General features: G+C 33.9%; 22 protein-coding genes. 14 read left to right on the forward strand and 8 right to left on the reverse strand.

Features of this window, described 5'->3' with window-relative positions:
• Nucleotides 1-25: 25 nt before the first annotated feature.
• The 3 genes from AAC601_RS00245 to AAC601_RS00255 are packed head-to-tail and all read right to left on the reverse strand — an operon-like array spanning nucleotide 26 to nucleotide 2,887.
• The gene (locus AAC601_RS00245) at nucleotides 26-442 is read right to left on the reverse strand and encodes an ATP-binding protein (protein WP_303271779.1); all 417 of its coding nucleotides are present in this window, start codon (nucleotides 440-442) and stop codon (nucleotides 26-28) included.
• Entirely contained in the window at nucleotides 426-779 is a 354-nt protein-coding gene (locus tag AAC601_RS00250; RefSeq protein ID WP_303271780.1) for an STAS domain-containing protein, read from the reverse strand. The genes AAC601_RS00245 and AAC601_RS00250 overlap by 17 nt, the downstream gene beginning before the upstream one ends.
• 44 nt (nucleotides 780-823) lie before the next feature.
• Nucleotides 824-2,887 (reverse strand): GAF domain-containing SpoIIE family protein phosphatase, encoded by a 2,064-nt coding sequence (locus AAC601_RS00255; protein WP_303271781.1) that lies wholly within the window; start codon nucleotides 2,885-2,887, stop codon nucleotides 824-826.
• A 76-nt stretch (nucleotides 2,888-2,963) separates the two neighbouring features.
• Between AAC601_RS00255 and AAC601_RS00260 the strand changes: the two genes are divergently transcribed.
• Nucleotides 2,964-3,668: a septal ring lytic transglycosylase RlpA family protein gene (locus AAC601_RS00260; RefSeq protein ID WP_340152166.1), complete on the forward strand. Its 705-nt coding sequence runs from the start codon at nucleotides 2,964-2,966 to the stop codon at nucleotides 3,666-3,668.
• 65 nt (nucleotides 3,669-3,733) lie between these two features.
• Nucleotides 3,734-4,102 (forward strand): hypothetical protein, encoded by a 369-nt coding sequence (locus tag AAC601_RS00265; protein WP_303271783.1) that lies wholly within the window; start codon nucleotides 3,734-3,736, stop codon nucleotides 4,100-4,102.
• A gap of 25 nt (nucleotides 4,103-4,127) precedes the next feature.
• Here AAC601_RS00265 and AAC601_RS00270 read toward each other — a convergent pair whose 3' ends face one another.
• Complete coding sequence (locus tag AAC601_RS00270; RefSeq protein ID WP_303271784.1) at nucleotides 4,128-5,261, reverse strand: DUF4221 family protein; 1,134 nt, start codon at nucleotides 5,259-5,261, stop codon at nucleotides 4,128-4,130.
• Nucleotides 5,262-5,406: 145 nt separating this feature from the next.
• On the opposite strand from AAC601_RS00270, the gene AAC601_RS00275 reads away from it, so the two are divergent.
• On the forward strand, nucleotides 5,407-6,201 hold the full coding sequence (locus AAC601_RS00275) for an SDR family oxidoreductase (protein WP_303271785.1): 795 nt from the start codon (nucleotides 5,407-5,409) through the stop codon (nucleotides 6,199-6,201).
• A 64-nt stretch (nucleotides 6,202-6,265) separates the two neighbouring features.
• On the opposite strand, the gene AAC601_RS00280 is transcribed toward AAC601_RS00275, so the two are convergent.
• Complete coding sequence (locus tag AAC601_RS00280; protein ID WP_303271786.1) at nucleotides 6,266-6,694, reverse strand: peptidylprolyl isomerase; 429 nt, start codon at nucleotides 6,692-6,694, stop codon at nucleotides 6,266-6,268.
• Between the two features lie 220 nt (nucleotides 6,695-6,914).
• On the opposite strand from AAC601_RS00280, the gene AAC601_RS00285 reads away from it, so the two are divergent.
• The 7 genes from AAC601_RS00285 (at nucleotide 6,915) to AAC601_RS00315 (ending at nucleotide 15,483) form a co-directional block, all read left to right on the forward strand.
• Nucleotides 6,915-8,306, forward strand: coding sequence for a sigma-54 dependent transcriptional regulator (locus AAC601_RS00285; RefSeq protein WP_303271787.1), 1,392 nt, complete (start codon nucleotides 6,915-6,917; stop codon nucleotides 8,304-8,306).
• A 43-nt stretch (nucleotides 8,307-8,349) separates the two neighbouring features.
• Nucleotides 8,350-9,642, forward strand: coding sequence for an ATP-binding protein (locus AAC601_RS00290; protein WP_303271788.1), 1,293 nt, complete (start codon nucleotides 8,350-8,352; stop codon nucleotides 9,640-9,642).
• A 44-nt stretch (nucleotides 9,643-9,686) separates the two neighbouring features.
• On the forward strand, nucleotides 9,687-9,938 hold the full coding sequence (locus AAC601_RS00295) for an acyl carrier protein (RefSeq protein ID WP_303272095.1): 252 nt from the start codon (nucleotides 9,687-9,689) through the stop codon (nucleotides 9,936-9,938).
• 182 nt (nucleotides 9,939-10,120) lie between these two features.
• A complete protein-coding gene (locus AAC601_RS00300; RefSeq protein ID WP_303271789.1) occupies nucleotides 10,121-12,499 on the forward strand; it encodes a TonB-dependent receptor in 2,379 nt (792 codons plus the stop codon).
• Nucleotides 12,499-13,362 carry a DUF4249 family protein gene (locus AAC601_RS00305; RefSeq protein ID WP_303271790.1) on the forward strand — a complete coding sequence of 288 codons (864 nt, stop codon included), beginning with the start codon at nucleotides 12,499-12,501 and terminating at the stop codon, nucleotides 13,360-13,362. The genes AAC601_RS00300 and AAC601_RS00305 overlap by 1 nt, the downstream gene beginning before the upstream one ends.
• A 201-nt stretch (nucleotides 13,363-13,563) precedes the next feature.
• Nucleotides 13,564-14,394: a UDP-2,3-diacylglucosamine diphosphatase gene (locus tag AAC601_RS00310; RefSeq protein WP_303271791.1), complete on the forward strand. Its 831-nt coding sequence runs from the start codon at nucleotides 13,564-13,566 to the stop codon at nucleotides 14,392-14,394.
• A 33-nt stretch (nucleotides 14,395-14,427) separates the two neighbouring features.
• Nucleotides 14,428-15,483: a hypothetical protein gene (locus AAC601_RS00315; protein ID WP_303271792.1), complete on the forward strand. Its 1,056-nt coding sequence runs from the start codon at nucleotides 14,428-14,430 to the stop codon at nucleotides 15,481-15,483.
• On the opposite strand, the gene AAC601_RS00320 is transcribed toward AAC601_RS00315, so the two are convergent.
• The 3 genes from AAC601_RS00320 to AAC601_RS00330 all read right to left on the reverse strand — a co-directional run bounded on the left by AAC601_RS00320 (nucleotide 15,454) and on the right by AAC601_RS00330 (nucleotide 18,563).
• Nucleotides 15,454-17,355 (reverse strand): DUF3857 domain-containing protein, encoded by a 1,902-nt coding sequence (locus AAC601_RS00320; RefSeq protein ID WP_303271793.1) that lies wholly within the window; start codon nucleotides 17,353-17,355, stop codon nucleotides 15,454-15,456. The two genes, AAC601_RS00315 and AAC601_RS00320, sit on opposite strands and share 30 nt — an antisense overlap.
• A 132-nt stretch (nucleotides 17,356-17,487) precedes the next feature.
• Nucleotides 17,488-18,192: a YjjG family noncanonical pyrimidine nucleotidase gene (locus tag AAC601_RS00325; protein WP_303271794.1), complete on the reverse strand. Its 705-nt coding sequence runs from the start codon at nucleotides 18,190-18,192 to the stop codon at nucleotides 17,488-17,490.
• Nucleotides 18,180-18,563 carry a metalloregulator ArsR/SmtB family transcription factor gene (locus AAC601_RS00330; protein WP_303271795.1) on the reverse strand — a complete coding sequence of 128 codons (384 nt, stop codon included), beginning with the start codon at nucleotides 18,561-18,563 and terminating at the stop codon, nucleotides 18,180-18,182. Before AAC601_RS00330 ends, AAC601_RS00325 begins: the two co-directional genes overlap by 13 nt.
• 205 nt (nucleotides 18,564-18,768) lie before the next feature.
• Here AAC601_RS00330 and AAC601_RS00335 point away from each other — a divergent pair, with 205 nt between their 5' ends.
• The 4 genes from AAC601_RS00335 to AAC601_RS00350 all read left to right on the forward strand — a co-directional run bounded on the left by AAC601_RS00335 (nucleotide 18,769) and on the right by AAC601_RS00350 (nucleotide 22,473).
• Entirely contained in the window at nucleotides 18,769-19,404 is a 636-nt protein-coding gene (locus AAC601_RS00335) for a carboxypeptidase-like regulatory domain-containing protein (protein WP_303271796.1), read from the forward strand.
• Nucleotides 19,405-19,636: 232 nt separating this feature from the next.
• Nucleotides 19,637-21,472, forward strand: coding sequence for an ATP-binding protein (locus tag AAC601_RS00340; protein WP_303271797.1), 1,836 nt, complete (start codon nucleotides 19,637-19,639; stop codon nucleotides 21,470-21,472).
• Nucleotides 21,473-21,492: 20 nt separating this feature from the next.
• Nucleotides 21,493-21,987 (forward strand): histidine phosphatase family protein, encoded by a 495-nt coding sequence (locus AAC601_RS00345; RefSeq protein WP_303271798.1) that lies wholly within the window; start codon nucleotides 21,493-21,495, stop codon nucleotides 21,985-21,987.
• A 36-nt stretch (nucleotides 21,988-22,023) separates the two neighbouring features.
• Nucleotides 22,024-22,473 (forward strand): hypothetical protein, encoded by a 450-nt coding sequence (locus AAC601_RS00350; RefSeq protein ID WP_303271799.1) that lies wholly within the window; start codon nucleotides 22,024-22,026, stop codon nucleotides 22,471-22,473.
• Nucleotides 22,474-22,500 lie beyond the last annotated feature (27 nt).

Here is a 22,500-nt window from a genome sequence, read left to right on the forward strand (position 1 = left end):
AACGACAAAGGGTAATCATTTAAATTTACTGCGATTTAAATCTTTTGTGTAATATACAAGTGTTCTTTTCTTCTTCATTTTTGAATTCCACTTTATCCATAATTCGCCTAACCAGCATTAAGCCGATTCCACCTTTTTTCTTTGTTTGGACCACTTCTTGTATGGAGGGTTCTTTGTATTTTTTAATATCGAACTTTTCGCCTTCATCTGAAATCTCAAAAGTGACCCCATCTTTTTCGACAAATACTTCCAAATTTATGGCTTCATTGGCATTACAATAATTGGAATGAATAATTAAGTTGGCACAGATTTCATCCACAGCCAATACCATTTGATTGATTTCCAGATCATCATGTACATAAGCCTTTAGCTTTTCGGTTATGAATTCCCGAATATCTTTAAGGCGCGTTTTTTCACAATATACTTTAAGATTGAACTTCATGTAACTTCTTCTTCGCTGTCTGCTTGTCGGTCACTATAATCATTAGTTGATCTAAGCCTAATATTTGGAATACATTCAAAACTTTTTCACTTAAACCATATATCACCATTTTAATATTTTTGTTTTTAAAATCATCTATATATGACATAAAAACTCCCAAACCCGCTGATGAAATATAATTTAAATTTGTTCCGTCAACTAAAATGAACTTTACTGCACTATTATTCGCCAGAACTGTCAAAGCTTCATCTAAGTGAATGCTTGAACTGGCGTCCACATCTCCTTCTATTTTCAGAATGTGGTCTTCTCTCTCTATTTCTGTCGTTATGTTTATCATACAAATCTTATTACGTGCTTGTTTTCAGTAAGTTGACTGCCATGTTATAAAAATCTAATTATTAAAGCAGTATAATCATCATCAAGATTTTCTGTTCCAATAAAATCATATAAATAATTAATCAAACCATCCTGAATTTCCTTAGGACTTTTCTCGCTATTTTGTTCTAAATAGGCACTAAGCCTGTCATATCCGAACTCCTCACCTACAGTATTTTTCGCCTCAATTATTCCATCAGTATATAAAAAAAGAATGTCACCACTATTGTAATGTATTTTGGTGATGTCAATAAATTTTTCAAAACTATCATTGCGAACAATGCCGAGCCCCATGCCATTGTTATGAAAATACTCAGCTCGCGCTTCCTTACTATTATAAAACAATCCGGGACAGTGCCCTGCTCTTGAAAATGTAATGCTCTTTTCATGAGAGTCAATAGTATAATAGGCAGCTGTTATAAAAGAAGTTTTTTCTAAACAGTGGCTTAAGGCGTGGTTTGCTCTGCTGAAAAAAGTTTTAGAATCTAAATCGAATTGCACCAGACTATGAAAAACTCCTTTCATTTGCGACATATTAAATGAAGCGGAAGTTCCTTTTCCTGATACATCACCAATGATGACAGCGGTTTTGTGGTCGGCCGTTTTAAAGAAATCGTAATAATCACCACCAACTTCATCAGCAGATTCATAAAACGCATGCATTTCGAACTCTGTATCTGAAATTAATGAATGCGGTAAAAGACTTTTTTGAACTTTAGAAGCAATTTTTAATTCTTCTCTATAGCGTTCATTTTTTAAAGCTTCAGTTAATAGCTCAAAGTTTTCTATGGAAATACAAGCTTGGTTAACAAAGGAGTTGATGATATTCACCATTTCTTTATTAAAGCCATCAGAGACGTCTTTTAAAACTACTAAAAGTCCGATTTGACGATCTTGTATTATTAACGGCATTACTAAGACTGAACCATAATCAGGATCATTTAGGTTTGATGTGAGCTTAGCAAGATTTAAGTCCTTTTTGAAATTATTGGCTTTTTGCTTATTCAAATAGACGAAAATCCCACTGTCTTGAATGCTTTTTCGGACTTGAGTAATTTTTAAGTCTGTTATATTCGACTTTAGGATTCTTGCGGTCTCGTCATTTTCATGAATTTCCAACCACGCACTAGTAGAGAAAACTGCATTATTACTACTTTCCAATAGTACTTCATAAACCTGATTTTCATTATCTCCCTTTTGAATAGATTGGCTTAAACGCTGAAAATTTAAAACTTCACTAATTTTTTGTTCAAAGACCGAGGATGTAGGAAGATTGAAAAGTATAACCAAAATGGAGATCAGCGCATAAATAAATATGAATCCTGCAATGACCAAAATGAAAATGTTGTCCAGTAAGTCCATAATTAAATTGAACTCCTGCGAAAAACCGAAAAGATTATTGATGAAATAATATAGGTATAATATAACTAAGCCCAGTAGCAAAATACTTCTCCACTTTTGCTTAAAGTTGAGATAGGCTATCCATTTCAGATTGAATGATAATACTAATCCATAAAAGATAAATATGCCCAATAAGCCATTGAATAACCACTGCTGAGAACCAGTTTGGAAGAAGCTGTAAAGTAAAGAGGCCAATAATGAATATTCGAATACCTGCCAGATAATTAATAATCTTTTGTTTTTTTGGTACAGTATTAGCCTTTTCCAAACAATAAAGGTAGATACCAAAAATACGATAACTGCTCCTAAATTAATGTGGTAGAAGAAATTTACGGTCAGCGGATTTTGTAGTAGTTTGCTGTCACTCAATAAATAGAAAAATAAACTTACAGATAGTTGTACGAGAGAAACAATTAGCCCCGTTGAGAAAACATGCCACAGTAAATCAATAAAATTGATACTTTCAGCCTTTTGAATTCTAATTTTGAAAAAGAAATAAAAGAATAGAATGTAAAGGGACAGCAATAATTGGGGAATTTCTTCCGTGATTCCTGCATTAGCTCCATTGATTTCAGCAAATAGCAAAAATAAATCTGCAAGCACCAATGAGAGCCAGCAGAGCACAGCAAATAGTATTGTGAGGCGTAAGAGTCCTTTTTCTGAAATCAAATTTTTATTTATCTAAACTTTGGCAAAATAAGCGTTTAAATATTATTGTGAAAATAGTTTTACAAACATTAAATTCATGCACACAAAAAAAGAATTCAAAATGCTCAAAAAGCTAATATTTATTTTTGCGTTGTTTTTATTTACGCTTGGGTCTGTTTTGGCTCAAATCCAAAAAGGGACAGCTTCATACTATGCAGATAAATTTGAAGGAAAACAGACTGCCAGTGGTGAAAAGTACAAACATAAAAATTTGACTGCAGCTCATAAAACATTACCATTTGGAACCATAGTCAAAGTCACCAATCTGGAGAATCAAGAATTTGTTGAAGTAAGAATTAATGACAGAGGTCCTTTTGTTTCGGGGAGGGTGATAGATTTATCTAGAGCGGCCGCAGAGCAATTGAAATTTATCAATCAAGGATTGACTGAAGTCCAAATTGAAGTAGTGGATGCAGGAGATGGAAGAACAAATAGTAACAGACCAGTTCAGATAGATCAGCAAATTGATAGAGAATCATATTTCGAAATGAAAGTAAAACGAAAAGAACCTTCAGGATATGGCGTTCAAATCGGAAGCTTTCAAGGTTTTGATAATATGCTGAAGCTTTCGGAAAATGTTGAGAAGTCTTATCGGGCTAAAATTTATGTTGAAGTCAAAGAATTGAATGAAGCTAAAGTTTATGCTATCATTTTAGGTGATTATAGTAATAGGAAAAGGGCGGATAAGCTAAAAGCGAAAATTACTGACCGTTTTCCTGATGCTTTTGTCACCCGGTATTGACCACTAATAGGGGAAAATCACATATACATTTCAACCAAACAAGCAGGTCATGTGTCTTTTGCAAAATGAAAAATGTACCTATTATTTTCTTAATACTAGTTTTGACTTTATCTGCCTGTGGTGATAAAGAAAATATAAGTTTGCAAAAGTGTTGGTCATTAGCCGAGAGGGGTGAAACTATTCAGGTATTTTATCCGTGTGGGGATGATCGTTTAACGCCCTCTTGGTTTCGGGATACTTACCGTTTTTATTCGAACAACAAATGTGAATATTTGGTACTTAGTCCCGTTGATGCGCATTACATGCAGGAAGGTCTCTATTTTTATGATGTCGAAACGTCAATTCTAAAAATAGAAAATCTTGAAGGTGATTTTATCAAAAAATATATTGTTGTGGAAATAGGGCCGGATCATTTAAAATTAGCAGAACTATAGCTTTTCGTTACCTGAATTTGAATGTTTAATCTTCATTTATGGATAAGATCTTAAATCCCATCTCATCTTCCATGTTTTTGTAAATGTAGATTTTGCCATTTTTTACAAAATAAGTTTCTGGAACTTCATCTAAATCAATATTTTCTATTTCATTGATTTGATTTAGGTTTTCATCAAAAATGGTCAAGATGATATTCCAATTTTCATCCTCTTGGTCGGGAGTAGTTGAAAATGATGAAAAGCGGTAATACTGATTTCTATTTTTATCGTAAACGAGCTTCTTGAATCGAATAGCTTTATTCCGTGCCGTCATAATTTTACCTATTTCTTCTCTTGAATCGACATCTTTCCCAAAAATCTGGTTTTTATTGGCACTTAATTGACTAGTATATTTTTTATGGATTATGCTGTCTGATTTTAAATCATAGTAATAAAGTTCATTTTCCATATCATGGGATAAAATATATTTATCGTCTTGGAAATTGGTATACAAATATGTCCTTAACATCATCATTCTTCCATCGATTGTAAGTGAAATGTGATAGTCAGAAAGCTTTTTTAAGTCATTAATGAAAACTACTTTTCGAATTTTTTTGCGCAAGTCAATTTTTGAAAAACCTCGTACGTAGCCGTACCCCTCATTAACCAAGTTAAAAGATATATTTTCTTCTGGAACAAATAATCCGCTTGCCTCCATGCTGAACTCTTTAGGAATCGAATCTCCTTCAAATTCTTCATCCCTGATAATATATTTTTCCTGTAATTCGCCTTTCCGGTTAAATATTAAAATAGCTTGATAAACCACTAAAGCAATTTTATCTTCTGAAATAAAATAGACATCATTCACTCTGTTAGTAGTGCCATTTGGTCCTTCAACTTCAAACGGAATAAAGTCAACTAATTCCAATTTATTCATGTCAATAATTTCTAAACCATGTCTATTATTGGTGTTGAACTTATACATAAAGTCCTTATTGTCATCAAAGCCAAATGAGTAAATTCCAAATTTTGTATCAATGATTTCTCCTTTGGCATCCACCAATGCGGAATCGATTGAAATGGTAATTTCGGATTTTTGGTCATTTTCTCCTGAATTTCCGTCACAAGAGGAAAATGAAATGATGATAATTGAGGCAAGAGAATAGATGATATACTTCATTTCAATGTAAAATTTTGCTTAAGTGGCATGAAGGTATTATAATTTTTACAAAATACTAATAAGTTAGTTTAATTTCTTTTGCTTTTTCCAAAGGATTGAAGCTGATTAAATGTAAATTCGCTTCATAGTTTGAAGATTGAAAAAAATGACAAAAGTAAAAGATAAAATTGCCTGGGTAACTGGTGCTAGTTCAGGAATAGGTGAGGCGATAGTTTATGAACTAATAGCAAAGGGAGCAAAAGTTGTAATTTCAGCAAGACGCAAGGAAGTTTTGGACGAAGTAAAAGCGAAATCTTCTAAGCCTGAAAATATCATGATTCTGCCTCTGGATTTAGCTGATATGAAATCTTTTGATTCCAAAGTAGCCGAAGTTTTGGATCATTTTGGAAGAATCGATATTTTGTTTAACAATGGGGGCATTAGTCAAAGAGGAATGGCTTTAGAGACTGATTTAACCGTTGATAGGCAAATAATGGAAATTGATTATTTCGGTACAATTGCTCTTACGAAAGCAGTTGCTCCCCATATGGTTAATCAAAAATCAGGTCATTTTGTAGTAACCAGCAGCTTGGTTGGGAAATTTGGTTCGCCTTGGCGCTCATCGTACGCAGCAGCGAAACATGCATTACATGGATTTTTTGATTCTTTAAGAACTGAACTTCATGAGTCAAATATCAAAGTGACCATGATCTGTCCTGGCTTTATCAAAACGGATGTGTCAGTTAATGCTTTAGGTTCGGATGGCAAACCAACAGGGGAAATGGACACTGCTCAAGAAAATGGAATGTCAGCCCATGATTGTGCAAAAAGAATTATCAGAGCAGTAGAAAAGAATAAATTGGAGGCTGTAATTGGAGGTGCTGAGAGATTTGGCGTTCTAGTGAAAAGATTGTTCCCTAACATATTTGCCAAAATTATTTTGAAAAGTAATGTAAGGTAAATTATAGAGCAGAAAAAAGGCCCGAAATAGTCGGGCCTTCAATTAGTATTATTAAAAATGTTGATTAGCTTATTTCAACTAACTCAATTTCAAAATTTAAGTCTTTTCCTGCTAAAGGGTGATTAGCATCTAAAACTATATGATCATCATTTACTTCTGCTACTAAAACAGGTAAAGCTTGACCGTCAGGCTGTTGCATTGATAATTGCATGCCCACCTCAGGTTTTATTTCTTCCGGAACTTTATCTTTAGGAACCGGAACCATCATATCATCTCTTTTGTCACCATAAGCTTCCGCGCTTGGGATATCTGCAGTTTTCTTATCTCCAACTGCCATTCCGTCTACCGCATTGTCAAAACCGGCAATCATCTGTCCTGCACCCAATTCAAATTCGATTGGTTCTCTTTCCAAAGAACTATCGAAAACAGTGCCGTCAGTTAATTTACCTGTGTAGTGAACTTTTACTTTGTCGCCTTTTTTTGCTGTTGACATAATTTTTGCTTTTGTAATTTGCTTTTGTAAACTGCAAAGCTACCATTATCATTCCCCAAAGAAAAAATATTCTCCATTAAATCCTAAAATTGTTCATTTTCGCAACATTATCGTACGAAAATGAACAGTATTTATTTGTGATTTATTAAATTGTGAACACTTGAGCCTTATTTTGGCTTTGGCATTGTTTTTATCCAAATATCAATACAAGCAATAAAGTATGGAAAAAGAAATAAATAAGGTTCTAATTATCGATGATGATGAGGATGTATTGTTCGCAGCTAAAATGCTGTTAAAAAAACACGTAAAGGAAGTGATCATTGAAAAAGATCCTCGCAAGATTCCTTTCTTATTGAATCAAGCTACTTATGATGTCATCTTGCTGGACATGAATTTTAGTCAAGATACCACAAGCGGAAAAGAAGGGATGTATTGGTTGGAACAAATCAAAGAACGGGACCCAAAAGCAGTTGTGATTTTAATTACCGCTTTTGGGGATGTAGAAACTGCGGTAAATGCCTTGAAAAAAGGGGCTACTGATTTTGTGTTAAAGCCTTGGCAAAATGAAAAATTGGTGGCGACTATCCATGCTGCTTCACAATTGAAGAATTCCTACAATCAAGTAAGTCGATTAGAACAAGAAAAGCAACAATTGGAAGAATCTATAGATGCTCCTTTTAAATCAATAATTGGGGAAAGTAAGGCTTTACAGAATGTCTTCACTATTATTGATAAAGTGGCAGCTACAGATGCCAATGTTTTGATTTTGGGTGAAAACGGAACTGGAAAGGAATTAATTGCGCGTGCTTTGCATAAGAAGTCGAGCAGGAAAGATAACTCTTTTGTAAGCGTTGACATGGGAGCTTTGACCGATTCGTTATTTGAAAGTGAACTATTTGGACATAAAAAGGGAGCTTTTACCGATGCTAAAATAGATCGGGCAGGTAGATTTGAGATAGCTGATAAAGGTACTATTTTTCTGGATGAGATAGGGAATTTAAGCGCTCCGCTCCAAGCAAAGCTTTTGAATGTCTTACAAAATAGAACGGTGACCCGTTTGGGAAGTAATGAAGCAATTCCATTTGATACGCGCTTAATCTGTGCAACCAATGAGGATATTAATGCTAGAGTTAACGAAGGTGATTTTCGACAAGATTTACTTTACAGAATCAATACAGTAGAAATTCATTTACCTGCTTTACGAGAAAGAATTGAAGATATCCCACTATTGGCTGAGCATTTTATTGGCATTTATGCTAAAAAATATAAAAAAGAGAATATGAAAATTAGCCAAAATGCACTAAGGCTATTACAAAAATATCATTGGCCCGGTAATATCAGGGAATTGCAACATGCCATAGAACGTTCCTTAATCATGGCCGATAATTCCACCTTAGAAGCCGATGATTTCTTCTTTTTATCTAAAGGAGGGAGTTCAAATTCTCTGCAAGCTTCAACTATGGATGATAGTTTTAATTTGGAAGACGTTGAGAGGCAAACCATTCAAAAAGCAATACAGATTCATGGAGGTAATATTTCGAAAGCAGCTGACGAGCTAGGGCTAACTAGAGCTTCTTTGTATAGAAGATTAAGTAAATATGACCTTCAATAATCCACTTCTAAAAAAGTTCTTAATACGACTGATCTTGTTAATCTTGACAGTATTTGTATGGGCAATTGTTTCTGTTCATAATGAGTCTTTCTTTCTAGGATTGGTTTTTTTGGTACTGATCATTATTCAAGCAAGGGCTTTTTTTAAAGAACAGGCTGCTAATGAAATCTCCATCAATCGCTTTTTGGAGCAATTGAAAAAGAATGAAATAGATTTTGAACCGGAGGAAAAGAATGAGGAGTTGAAAAATCAGTATAAAGCCATTATCAATTCAATTAAAGAGCGACAGAAGGAAAAAGAAGCCGAGTACCAATATTTCAGAAATATAGTCCAACATGTCGGTATTGGTATTATTACGTTTAATAAGTCTGGTGACATTCAGCTATATAATTTTGCGGCAAAAAAATTATTGAATACTTCTTATCAAATAAATAATATCAATCAGCTCGCTAAAGTAAGCGAGGAGTTATTGGAAACCTTCAGGGAGCTAAAAACGGGAGGAAGTAAATTAATTCAAGTGAATATAGGCGAAGAGAGTAGGCAATTGTCAGTTTATGCTATAGAGCTGCAATTGCATGATAAGCACTTTAAATTAGTTTCGTTGCAAAATATTCAAACCGAACTAGATGAAAAGGAAATGGAGGCATGGAGAAATCTTATTAGAGTATTGACTCATGAAATCATGAATTCCGTAACACCTATTTCTTCCTTAACAGGCACCACTCGTGAAATGCTGAGTGAATATAAAGTCAACGATGCGGAGCAAGTACCTATCAAAATGGATGATATGGAAGATTTAATGTATTCACTTAAAACCATCGAAAATAGAAGTGAAGGCTTAATTAGGTTCTTGAATGAGTTTAGAAACTTGACCCATACTCCAACTCCAAAGCTCAAAAGCGAAAACATCAATATTCTTTTGGAAGGAATTTGCTTGCTTATGAGCAAAGATTTAAAGGGGAAATCAATTCATGTTCACAAGGCACTTGACGAACGGATTCCCGAAATTTCAATTGATCGGGAGTTGATTGAACAAGTAATCATCAATTTAGTTAAAAATGCTTCAGAGTCCTTCGATTCAGATCAACTTGAAAAAAATATATGGATTAGTTCCAACCTCGATGCCAAAAAAAGAGTCGTTATAAGTGTGAAAGATGACGGAACAGGAATAGAACCTGAAGCATTAACTAAAATATTTATTCCGTTCTTTACTACCAAGAAAAACGGCTCAGGTATCGGATTGAGTCTATCAAAAGAAATAATGAGAAAACATTCAGGTAATATATCAGTTCAATCAACGTTAGGACTTGGAACAGAGTTTGTATTAAAATTTTAGTGATTACCCTTTAAAAAGTTATATTTGTGGAAAAAATAATTAAAATGCCAAAAGAAGAAATTCAAAAAACTATTACAAACATATTAGTTGAGAAACTTGGGATTGCTAGCTCAGAGGTGACTGCAGACGCGAGTTTTATCAAGGATTTGGGAATAGATTCATTGGACTATGCAGAATTGGTGATGGAATTCGAACAAAATTTCAATATCAGAATTCCAGATATGGATGCAGAAAAATTGTCTACGATTAATCAGGCAGTTAAATATATAGATGAGAAAATCCAGTCTGCTGACTAAAAATTCTTAATAGTACCGGCTTTGATTTAGTACCGATGGCAAAATCTTATTGACCATCGGTTTTTTATTTGTCCTCATAATACTCCATTCATCAAAACTAATGTTAAGTTTTGATGAATTAACTAACAAAAGTAGAAGCATATCGTTTTTTGCTCATTGTTTGCTAGCTACTATCAACCGTTATGAAATTCAAACTTTTAATTTTACTGATTTTTTCGGTCAGCCATTTACATGCTCAAAAGTATACTATAAGCGGATACGTCAAAGAAGCAGGTTCTGGTGAAGTTTTAATTGGTGCTACAGTTGTGGATAAAAACCAACCCGGAAATGGAATGGCCACTAATTTGTACGGCTACTATTCATTCGATTTGCCGAAAGGTGAGTACATCTTAAAAGCAAGCTATGTTGGCTATGCTTCGAAGGAAATGAAAGTTAGCCTTACGGAAGATAAATCGATCAACTTTAATTTACAAGAAGAAACTTCAAGTCTAGAGGAAGTAGTGGTCTCAGCAACAAGAAGTGATGAAAATGTCAGTTCTGTAAAGATGAGCACCGAAAAACTGCAAATTGACAGGATTAAATCTATGCCCGCGCTTTTTGGGGAAGTGGATATAGTGAAGAGCTTACAATTATTGCCGGGAGTTTCTACCGCTGGAGAAGGTACATCGGGCATGTTTGTGAGAGGAGGAAGCTCAGATCAGAACTTAATTTTACTTGATGAAGCAACCGTGTACAATGCCAGTCATTTGTTAGGATTCTTTTCAGTTTTTAATCCTGATGCGGTAAAAAATGTAGAGATCTATAAAGGAGGTATTCCTGCCAAGTATGGAGGAAGGATTTCTTCCATTTTGGATATTCAAATGCGTGAAGGGAATAATCAGGAATTTGAGGCCTCGGGCGGCATTGGTAGTATTAGCAGTCGTTTAACTGCAGAAGTCCCGCTAGTTAAGGGGAAATCTTCCTTGCTTCTTTCTGGAAGGAGAACCTATGCTGATCTATTTTTAACTTTTGCGCAGGACGAAAATATCAGAAACAACACATTATACTTCTACGATTTTAACACCAAATTTAACTATCGCTTTAGCGATAAAGATAAAATTTTCGTTTCTGGGTACTTTGGACGTGATAACCTGGGATTCCAAGATTTATTTGGATTCGATTGGGGGAATGCAACAGTATCTACCAGATGGAACCACCTTTTCAATGATAAACTATTTCTAAATACTACTTTGCTGTATAGTAATTTTGACTACGGATTTGATATAAATACTGCAGGTTCAGGCTTTATTTGGAATTCTGGTTTACTAGAATACAATTTAAAACTGGATTTTGATTATTTTTTAAATAACAATAATACTCTTTTCTTTGGAGCTAATGCTATTTACCATGTTTTTGCACCTGCAGAAATACAGTCACAAGATTCTAATGTGCAAGACTTCAATCTTCAAAATGATTATGCCGTTGAAACCGCTCTTTATGTAAGTAATCAACACACGATTACTGATAAATTAAGCATGGAATATGGCCTTCGCTACTCATCTTTTGCTAAAATAGGCGCAGATTCTGTTTCTATTTATACTGAGGGACAAAGGAAAAGTCCTGAAAATGAAATCAGGACTGATGTTTATGAAAGTGGGGAATTAGTAAAACACTATGGAGGTTTTGAACCAAGATTGGGAATTCGGTATCTCGTCAATTCTAAAACTAGTTTGAAGGCATCCTACAATAGAATGCGTCAATACTTGCAAGTAGCTACTAATGCTACAGCAGGGTTCCCAACTGACCGATGGATTCCAGCTGATTATCATATAAAGCCAGTAATCGGGGATCAAGTAGCCATTGGATATTTTAGAAACCTGAAAGACAATGCATGGGAAATATCAGTTGAAGGTTATTACAAATGGCTACAAAATGTGGTGGATTTCCTACCTGGAGAAGATGTTTTGCTAAATGACAGAATAGAAACAGCAGTTGCTGAGGGAAAAGCTTGGTCATATGGAGCCGAATTTATGTTGAGGAAAAATACTGGAAAAACTTCAGGTTGGATAAGTTATACTTTAGCAAGAACCCAGCGACAAATTGAAGGGGTGGCTAGTGGTGATCCCTATTTGGCTCGCTATGACAAACCACATGATATTTCAGTAGTAGTATCACATAAATTTTCCGAACGACTATCATTTTCTGGTAATTGGGTGTATGCTAGTGGTGCAGCGGTAACCTTTCCTGAAGGAAGATATATCATGAGCGGGCAAAATATTCCATATTATGATGATTCCAAAAGAAACACCAGCAGAATGCCTGATTTTCACCGAATGGATTTAGGCCTGACTTACGAATTAAAAAGTAGATGGAAGCGCTATGATCACGAGATTAATGTTTCTTTCTATAATGTATATAACCGTAAAAATCCATTTTCTATAGAATTCAGAGAGGTCAATAACAATGATCCAAATTTCAGTGAATCTCAAGATGGTCCGATAACGAGTACTAGACCTGCTGCAGTAAAAACTGCTTTGTTTGGCATTATTCCTTCCATCACCTATAACTTTTCTTTTAACTAATGAAAGCGAGCAGAAACAAAATATTAAGCCTTCTTTTAGCGGTATTAGTGAGCTGGTCTTGTCAAGAAATTATCGATTTGGATTTGGAACAGTCAGAACCTAAGTTGGTCATTGAAGGCAGGTTGGTCAATGAGAGATCGTTTCAGAAAGTAAAAATTTCAGAGAGCTTAAATTATTATGATACTAGCGGCTTGTCACCTTTTACCCAGGCCGAGGTTAGTTTACTGGATAGTGACTACAACGTAATCGATGAATTTGTTTATTATAGTGAAGACAGTGCTTATAGATCTAACAGACCGATAGAGCTTTCTGTAGGACAAGAATACATTCTTCAAATTGAAGCTAAAGGTGAATTGTTAGAGGCAAAAGGTGAAATTTTAGAGAATGCCACTTTGGATTCTTTGTATTATTTATCAGCTGAAGAATTAAATAGTTTAGGTCAACCTGCCTTCGGGGACGGGTTCTTCATGTTTGTGAACGGAAAATTGAATAATGAAGGAATTGAATATTTTAAGCTTGATGTAATCGTAAATGATACCCTTCAAAATTCTAGAGGGGATTTGTCAAACTCTGTTTTAACGTCAGAATTTTTTGGTAAAGAGTTTAGTGCATTACCAATTCCTGGTTCGTTCGAAGAGGAGGATTCTGTTGGATTGGAGCTTTACACAATAAATGAGGACGTCTACCAGTATTATGTTGAGTTTATTAATCTGCTATTTAACGATGGAGGGGTTTTCAGTCCACCACCAGTGAATCCGACATCTAATATAAAGAACATAACAAACCCTGAAAATAAACCTTTAGGATTCATTCAATTTAGCTCAATTCAAAGGAGAAGTATCGTAATAAAAGCTAGAGAATAATTATTTCTATTGCTTGAACTTTTGTTGATTGTTATTCGCGAATTTTGTCCATTGGTTTTTCCACTATTAATTTAATATTGAGTCTTTTTTAAAGGAATGTTACTATAGTTGTAATAAGTCTAAAAATCTTTTCAATTGTTTAACAGGCACTTAAACATGGAATAATAATCAATGATGACCTTTAAGAAACCAATAAAGGTCATGATAACACACTATAAAACTTTAGTCATATCTGACGTGCATCTTGGCACCAAAGGATCCAAAGCGAAAGAACTTGTCAAATTTCTCAAGCAATGTAGCTGCGACCGATTAATTCTCAATGGAGATATTATTGACGGTTGGCAACTAAAAAAGTATGGCACCTGGAAAAGGAAACACACCCGTTTTTTCAATAGAATTCTTAAAATGATTGAGGATCATAAAACCGAAGTGATTTATTTAAGAGGAAACCACGATGATTTTTTGGACCAAGTACTTCCATTCAAAGTTGGAAATTTGACCATTACGCGTGATATAGTAATTGAGAGTAATGGTAAGAGGTTTTATGTTGTACATGGTGATATTTTTGATTCTATTACTACAAATCTTAAATGGATAGCTAAATTAGGAGATGCAGGTTATACATTTTTGTTGTGGGTCAATTCTCAATACAATCAATATAGAAGGAAAAAAGGTCTGCCCTATTACTCTCTAAGCCAAGTAGTGAAATCAAAAGTGAAATCTGCAGTTTCTTATATTGATGATTTCGAAAAACAACTTGCAGAAATAGCAAAAATAAAGAACTGCGATGGAATCATATGTGGACATATTCACCAAGCTGCATTAAAGGAAATTAATGGTTTAATATATATGAATTCAGGTGACTGGGTTGAAAGCATGAGTGCACTAGGTGAAGACAAAGAAGGAAACTGGTCTTTGGTATACTATGCGGACACATCAGATTATATATCAAATCATAAAAAGATGGGTAAGATTAATATAAAGGAAATAACTGAATCGGAAGAATTAAACTTACGAAAAAAGACTGCATAATTATTTATTTCTGAAAAGGCTTTATATTCGAATATGGCTTTAATCAGTAAAAAGAAAAAAATATTTCCTGTAAGTGACCATTTGATGAAGTATCTAAAAAATCATGGTCGTCAATTGGATATCCCTATTAAGTATGATGATTTAACACGAGCAAATAATGCCATTCCGCTCTATGACAGCGAAGATAAAGATACGCTCTGGGAAACATTGTTTTTCCCACAAGATGATATGAAGCATATCTACTATGGTCTAAAAAATATATATGCTATTCTCAAAGCAGACGGTGATTTGTCTGTAATGGAGCATCTTTATGTTGATAGAGTGGATGCATGTACATATGGAAATACGTATCCTTTCCGTGTCAGAATAGTCAATAAAATCAACGACAATTTTGATTACTTCTATATCAAAAAAGCCGATGCCTCCAGAATTTATGGATTGGAATTAGAGCATTTATTGTCGCCCAATAGGATGAGTTATATTGTAAATGGTGCGACATTAATCGAGGAACATATTCCTGGTATTCCTGGCGACCAGTTTATAAAAAACTATATGGATGATGCTAAATTAAACAAAATTAGACTGGCAAAAGAATTTGTGAAATTCACTGAAAGATGTTTTGTACGTTTATTGGGTGATATGCATTCTAGTAATTTTGTAATAGATATTACCCCTGATTTTGAAGAAATCCACTACAGAATTAAATCTATAGATTTTGATCAACAATCTTATGAGGGTCGGAAAGCTGTGTATATGCCTCAGTACTTCAAACAAAACAACCCTATTATTGAATTAGGCCTTGAGCTAATGACGCCTGCAACTGTCAAGCAATATCAAAAAGAGGAACGATCCCTGATTGTAAATAGGATGAAAGCATCAGATCATAATCTGAAGGAGCTGATGAGAGCTATGAAAAAAGATAAATTAACAACCCCTGAAAATTTGAAAAATCTCAAAGCGGAACTTGCTGAACACTACAAGCACCAGGAGTTTAATAATTGCAAAAGCATGGGAGAAGTGGTAGCAGTAAGCTTAACCTATCTGAAAGAACATAATAATTTAACGAATCAAAACAATTTTTTGAGCTAAGGTATCCGTGATTTCTTGCATGAAAGTTTTAATTACCACGTATTCATCTGGCATGTAAATGACTTTATCATAGTTAATACTATACTCAATTTTCAATGTATCCCCCATTTTTTTGCATTGGTACATCAATTTTCCTTTCCCATCTGGAAGTGCTACATTTTTTTCGGAAGGAAATTCCAATACCGTCCAACCCTCAGGGATGGAATAGGAATAGCTAGCTTTTCTAACTAATGGAGTGTACAAAGTTAAAGGATTTTGTCTTTTTTCAGCTTGAAGTGGATTCTCAGGGAATTCATTGAAAACAATAGGTTGAATTTCCATATAGTTTTTTGCAATTGAATCTGCAGGTCTAGCAAAAGACAAATACTCTTTTATAATTTTAGATTCTTCAAATTGATCATTTACCTCATGTTTCTTAATGTTCCAATCCATATTTTGAAATATGGTTTCAATGAGGTAGTCGTTGTAAGTTCTATTGTTGTTTAGAAAACGGGAGTCGAAATTATATACAGCATAGCCTTCTCTTTTAACCTCATATTCACCATTGATTGTGGCAGAATCTGAGATAACGAATTCTGCTGTTATCATTTCCTTGTCTTCATGGTCAAAGCTTAAGGGAACAAAGCCAGGTGCATCTTGAGAAATGACTAAGCCGCCATTGTTTACATAATCAGGAGGAAGCATATTGAACAATAAATCCTTTTCAGATGCATCCATAAAATAATTATCCCCATTATACCTAACCATACTTATATATGTATCGAATAATTCGAAATTTGGATTATCAGGATATGTAGGTCTGTTGGAAATTGTGCTCAAAGCAACCAAATAGGCATCGAATCCAGACTGGTTCAGCATTTTGGTTAATATCATATTTATTTGTTGTGGAGTACCTTTTCTAGCTCTGTAAGCTTCCTCCAAGCTTTTATCTCCGTATGTTAAATCTATATTGAAGTTATTTCTAATGAAGAAATAAAACCCTTTTATGACATCCATTTTAAGTAATTGTGGGTGGTAGATCCGGTCAATTTCTCTTTGTAAGTAGCTGCTTTTTGAGTAAACGTCTTTGAAGAATGGAGCGCCAGCCCAATTAAATGCTAGTTCCTCATAATTCTGTGGCAACAAAAATTCGGTATTCTGTCTAGGAAGGGTATATTCTGCCAATTCAAATTTCAATTTGGAAACAAAATAGTCGTATCCCGGAACGTCATTTTCTTGCACGTAGGCAGGAATACTATCCATTTGATAATTCTCAATCAAGATGTCTGTTTGTTTGTCGTTGATCATTTTTTTAACAGTTTTCCTGCTAAAGTCATTTAAATTCAATAGACCTTCCAAATACTTGTAGAAGAGTAAATAATTAGGAGTTTCAGTAGTGTAAATTGATTTTAAGACTGGTATGTCATTTTGAAAATACCACGTATTCAGCTCTTGCCAATCAGCAATCTTTATTTGATAGGAGTATTCAATAATACTTCCAACTTTCGCATTGGGTAACGAAAAATAATTTTCCACTATCCCATTATTTACCTTTTTCTTAATAGTGGCAGAATTTAAACTGTCAATAACTAAAGAATCATTTGCCCCTAGATTATAGGTTTGTCCTTTTATAGACAGCAATGAATCACTTTCACTGTATGGAATCATTACATTTGCCCAGCTAAGTCCAGATTCTTTTAAGATTTCTATTTTTGTAGTGTGTGTAAAAATGAGTTCAAAATCTTCGTTATAGACACTTTGTCCGCTGTCTAGTAAGATGATTGCTTCGGCTCCTAATCCAAATGCAGAATCTGAGGATTGATCTTTTTCTTGAGCAAAAATTTGTAAGCAAAGTAAAATGGAAAGAAAAATAGTAAGAATTATTTTCTGCATATTGAATCTAATTTATTGAGATATATCAAATATTAAAAGTCAGAATATTACTAGCAATTATTATTCCAATTGCAATTTAACATTATTTAATACGGTTAATAAAGCTTTACGTTTGCTTGATCGGAATTACAACTAAAATATACTTTTTAACTGACTCAAACAATCTACTTCATGGGTTACACTAGATTTATGTTCTTGTTTTTTGGGATTGTAATAGACAGTATCCATTCCGAAATTTCTAGCTCCCATGATATCGGTTTGAAGATTGTCTCCAATCATAATACTTTCATTTTTCCTTGCTTCCGCTTTATCGATTGCAAATTTAAAAATAGAAGACATGGGCTTTTTGTAACCGGCACTATCTGAGGTCACAACAGTTGAGAAATATGTATTTAATCTGGATTTTTCTAGTTTAAGTCTTTGAACATCAGTAAAACCATTAGTCAAAATATGAAGTTGGTAATTATCTTTGAGGTAATCAAGGACTTCAAATGTATATGGCATTAAATGTGGTTTTGTAGGACATAACATCAAATATTCGTCAGATAATTGGTCACTCAATTTCCTATCATCGATTTCGAACTGATTCAATATTCTCAGAAACCTTTGCTCCCTAATTGTGTCTCTCGATATTTTGCTTTTGTTAAAATCACTCCAAAGTGATTGGTTTACTTGTTCAAAACATAGATTGAAATGATCACAACTGTCGATTCCTAGTTTGTTGAGTTGATATTTTAGAAATAGTTCACCTAAAGCCTCATTTGAATTTTTTTCATAATCCCAAAGCGTATGATCTAAATCAAAAAAAATATGTTTGTATGATTTTATTTCACCCATTTTTTACTGTGTAGTTTGTTTAAAGCTAATGCTCTATTGGAGTACATCACTTTAAAGGTTTCTAAATCTTTCTGTAATTGCTGATCTTTTTCTACAAATTTTAAAGTCTGCGCTAATAAATCTTTTACTTCTTCTTTAACATAATAGAACACCCACTGGTCTACCTTCTTAGAGTTCAAAACGCCATTATTCTTTAAGTAAGAAATGTGTCGCGATGTTTTGGCTTGCGTAAAATCTAAAATTAACTCTAAATCAGATATGCACATTTCCTGATTTTGGTGAACCAGAAATAGAACACGCAAGCGTGAGTCGTCCGATAAACATTTATAAAATTGTACACTGAAGTTTAAAGTAAAATTCTTTAGCCTCATAGAACCTAGATAGTTAGCAAGGTAAAAGTAATAAAGGAATAATGAACTTTTGCATCTATTTAATAATTATCATTCTTATAACTATAGCTTAACTAATACGTTATCAATTTAGTTTTAGTAAACTAGAATAGGTATTTTGAAGGTGTTACTAAGCACTGGAAGATATATTTCTAGAATTCGCTTTAATCCATTATATTTGTAGTGAATGAAGATTAATAAAGCCATATTATTATTTTGTTTAGTAATTGTACCCTTTCTATCTTATGCTCAAGAAGAGACGGAGGAAGACCGGGTGATTCAATTTACGGGAGTTGTTTTAGATCAAGACAGTGCCAGTGTTCCTGGAGTCCATATATATACCCCAGTCTTTGGAAGAGGAACATCCACAAATCAGTATGGTTTTTTCTCTATGCCTGCTTTAGAAGGTGATAGTTTAGTAATTAGTGCAGTGGGTTTCAAAAAGGCCACATACATCGTTCCCAAAATAAAGACATCTACATTAAAAGTAATATTTCAACTTGAATCTGATACAGAAATGCTTAATGAGGTTCAGGTTTACAATTTGCCACCTACTGCGGAAGCTTTCAAGAAAGCGCTTCTTGCTGTAAGACTGCCAGATGATTATGACAATATGAACAGAAATCTTGATCCTGCAACTTTGCAAGAAATGTATAAATCCTTGCCTGCTGATGGCTCCATGAACCATCGTTGGTTTGTTCAGCAACAAGCATTTTACGATCAGACCAGAAGTTCTGTGAGAATAAATCCACTTCTTAATCCAATGTCTTGGGTTGAAATATTTAGAGCTATAAAAAGAGGAGACTTTCAGAACAATGATTAACTCCTCTATCAGAGCTTAATTATTTCTATGAGTTTTTGATGAATTTTGGGAAATCCTGTATTTTTCAAATTTGAATTTATCTGTACCTTTTAATTGAACTCCACTAAGTAATTTTAATATAAATTTAGTTTCTTGCTGAAGCACTTATTTGGAAATATCGTCCATAATAGGTCAATTATTTTTTTAAATGGTAGCTTTCTGTTTATTTTAAGAATTGAAATGCTTTTATAGCTTGAAAAAAATTCTCGTCATATCATCCATCTTGTACCTAAGCACGTTTATTTTAGGTGCACAGTCATTTGAGGAAATTCTTGAAAAGGGATCAGGGAAGGTTAAAGTTTATTATTACCCAATTGAACCTTTTATTTATCAAGATGAAATTGGGAATTTACTAGGAATAGAAAAGGAAATGATGGATTCATTTCTTCGGTTTATTGAAAAAAAGTATTCTGTTAAACTTTTTGTAGAATGGGAGCAAGTGCCCACCTTCGATTCTGTATTTGATTATGTCAATAAATCAATGATTCCAGCATTTGGGGTATCAGTAATTTCAAAAACAAAAGAGCGTTCAAAATTAGTTGGCTTTTCTTACTCATATATGCCGGATGTTAGTGTTTTTATTACGCATCTGTCAGTTCCTCCATTAGAAGACGGTAGTAATTTAAGGACGCACATTGACGGCTATGAGGCAGCTACTATGTCCAGCACCACCTATGAAGATGATTTGAACGAGCTTAGTAATCAATATGAATTGAATTTAAATTATGTTGATGTGCCAAATGATGAGGATATTATTCGATTGGTGAGCAGAAATAAGGAGATGGTTGGCTACGTTGGTTTACCATTTTATGTAATCGAAATTGCCAAGGGTCACCCTGTTAAGAGACACAGTAAATTCCAGGTCAAAAGAGATGGATATAGATTTGTTTATCAGTTAGGTAATGGACTTGATAAACCTGTAAAAAATTATTTTGAAAGTTACTTGTATAGAGCAGAAGCGGATAAAATTATTAGGAGATACCTAGGGAATGATTATTCAGAATTGATTTGGGGTTTGGCTGGAGATAATATTACAGGTAGTGCCGATGAAATTGCATTTTTGAACAAAGAGAAAGAAATTCAAAGTCAAAGTTTGATGGCTTCTGAAAAGCAAAAAGAATTACAATGGACCATCATTTTATCTGTTAGTTTTGGATTACTTTTTGTTACTATTATAGTTTTTTTATTGATAAGATCTAATCGCATTCGTGAAAGGGACAATGTACTATTGACAGAGAAAAGTGAACAATTAGAAGAATTGTTGTCTGAATTGAACAGGAGTAAAGATGAATTGTCCCATCAAAGGCAACTTTTGCAGAAAAAGAATAAGGAATTAACAGATATAAATAAGCAGAAAGACGATTTAATTGGAATTGTAGCTCATGATTTAAAAAGTCCCATCAATCAAATGAATGGGTTAATAACAATTTTGGGATTTAAAAGTGAGAAGTGGGATAAAGAAGAGGTTCAGATTTTTGAAAAACTTGAGAATTCCAACCATCATCTAAAGGAGTTGGTTGAGCGTATCTTAGACTTGGAATCCATTCAGAAAAGGAGCCTCAATTATAAAGTTAAAACCGTTGATTTAGCTAATATTTTAATGGAAACTGTATCCGAATTTAGAGAAAAAGCGGAGTCTAAAAATATTTCAATTGATACAAGCCAAGTTCTCCATGGGAAAACTGTCATGGTAGATTCTTTTTTTCTAAAACAAGTTTTTGAGAACTTAGTGAGCAATGCTTTGAAATTTTCTCCATTTGGGAGCAAAGTTGTAATTGGGAGCGAAACACATCACGAATATCATCATGTTTTCGTCAAGGACGAAGGACCAGGCATATCTGAAAAAGATAAAGTAAAATTATTTTCTAAATACATGACCTTGTCTGCTAAACCAACCGGAGATGAGACTTCCACAGGGCTTGGCTTGTCCATAGTCAAAAAGTATGTAGAGGAAATGAACGGAAGTGTGTGGTGTGAAAGTGAATTGGGTAAAGGGGCCAAGTTCATCGTGGCATTTCCAAAAATATAAACCATTTAAAAATAAACTATATGAGAATTATTGTAGTAATAATTTTGCTAAGCTTTTTGGCTACAGCTTGTAATAATGAAAATGAAAACAAAGTCATCTATCTAGTTCGACATGCAGAAAAAGATGTAACCCCTAAAAATGATCCTCCTCTCACCACTGATGGCGTAATAAGGTCTGTGGATTTGGCTAGTTGGTTCAATGATATAAAGGTAGATTCAATTTTTTCAACGGATTATGCTCGGACACGTGAGACAGCCGAGCCAGTTGCGGAGCGTCAGAATCTTCAAATCTCACTATATGAACCCAAGAACTTTGCAACAAAATTAAAAGCATTAAAAGTGGATACTATTTTAGTAATAGGTCACAGCAATACCATTCTTGAAGAAATAGAAGCGTTGGGTTTTGAAAAGCCACAAAAGGAAATCAAAGAAAGTGAATATGATAAAATTTTTGAGTTAAGATTTGCTTCAGGCGAGGTTATTACCCACAGCTATGGATCAAAATATAAAGAATAATTTCAAACATTTTGTGTCTAAATTGATTTTGATTTCATGCACTTAAGACTCAAAACTAAAGTCAACCAAGACTTTTTATCGGTAAAAAGCGGATTTGATGAAAAACTGTTTTTATCCTTGAATCCTCCTTTTCCACCAGTTAACCTAAAGGAGTTTGGAGGTTGTGAAACAGGTGATAGGGTGCATCTCGAACTGAATTTTATTTTTTTTAAACAGGATTGGATTAGCAAAATAACTTTTGATAATACCTCAGATTCTGTTTTTGAATTTGTAGATGAAGGCATCAAGTTACCATTCTTTTTAAAATCATGGAAGCATCATCATGTGGTTGAGAAAATCGATGAAAATGAATCTAGTATCATAGATGATATTGAATTTAAATCACCATCCATATTAATGGATTACTTATTGAAGCCTGTTTTGTGGCTTCAATTTGCTTATCGGAAGCCCATTTACAAGAAGATATTTCAGGCTGTGGGTGCATAAAACACAGATTAATCCCTCATATGTTCT

Origin of the sequence: uncultured Marivirga sp., assembly GCF_963974845.1 — a bacterium.
In the GTDB taxonomy this organism is placed as follows: domain Bacteria; phylum Bacteroidota; class Bacteroidia; order Cytophagales; family Cyclobacteriaceae; genus Marivirga; species Marivirga harenae.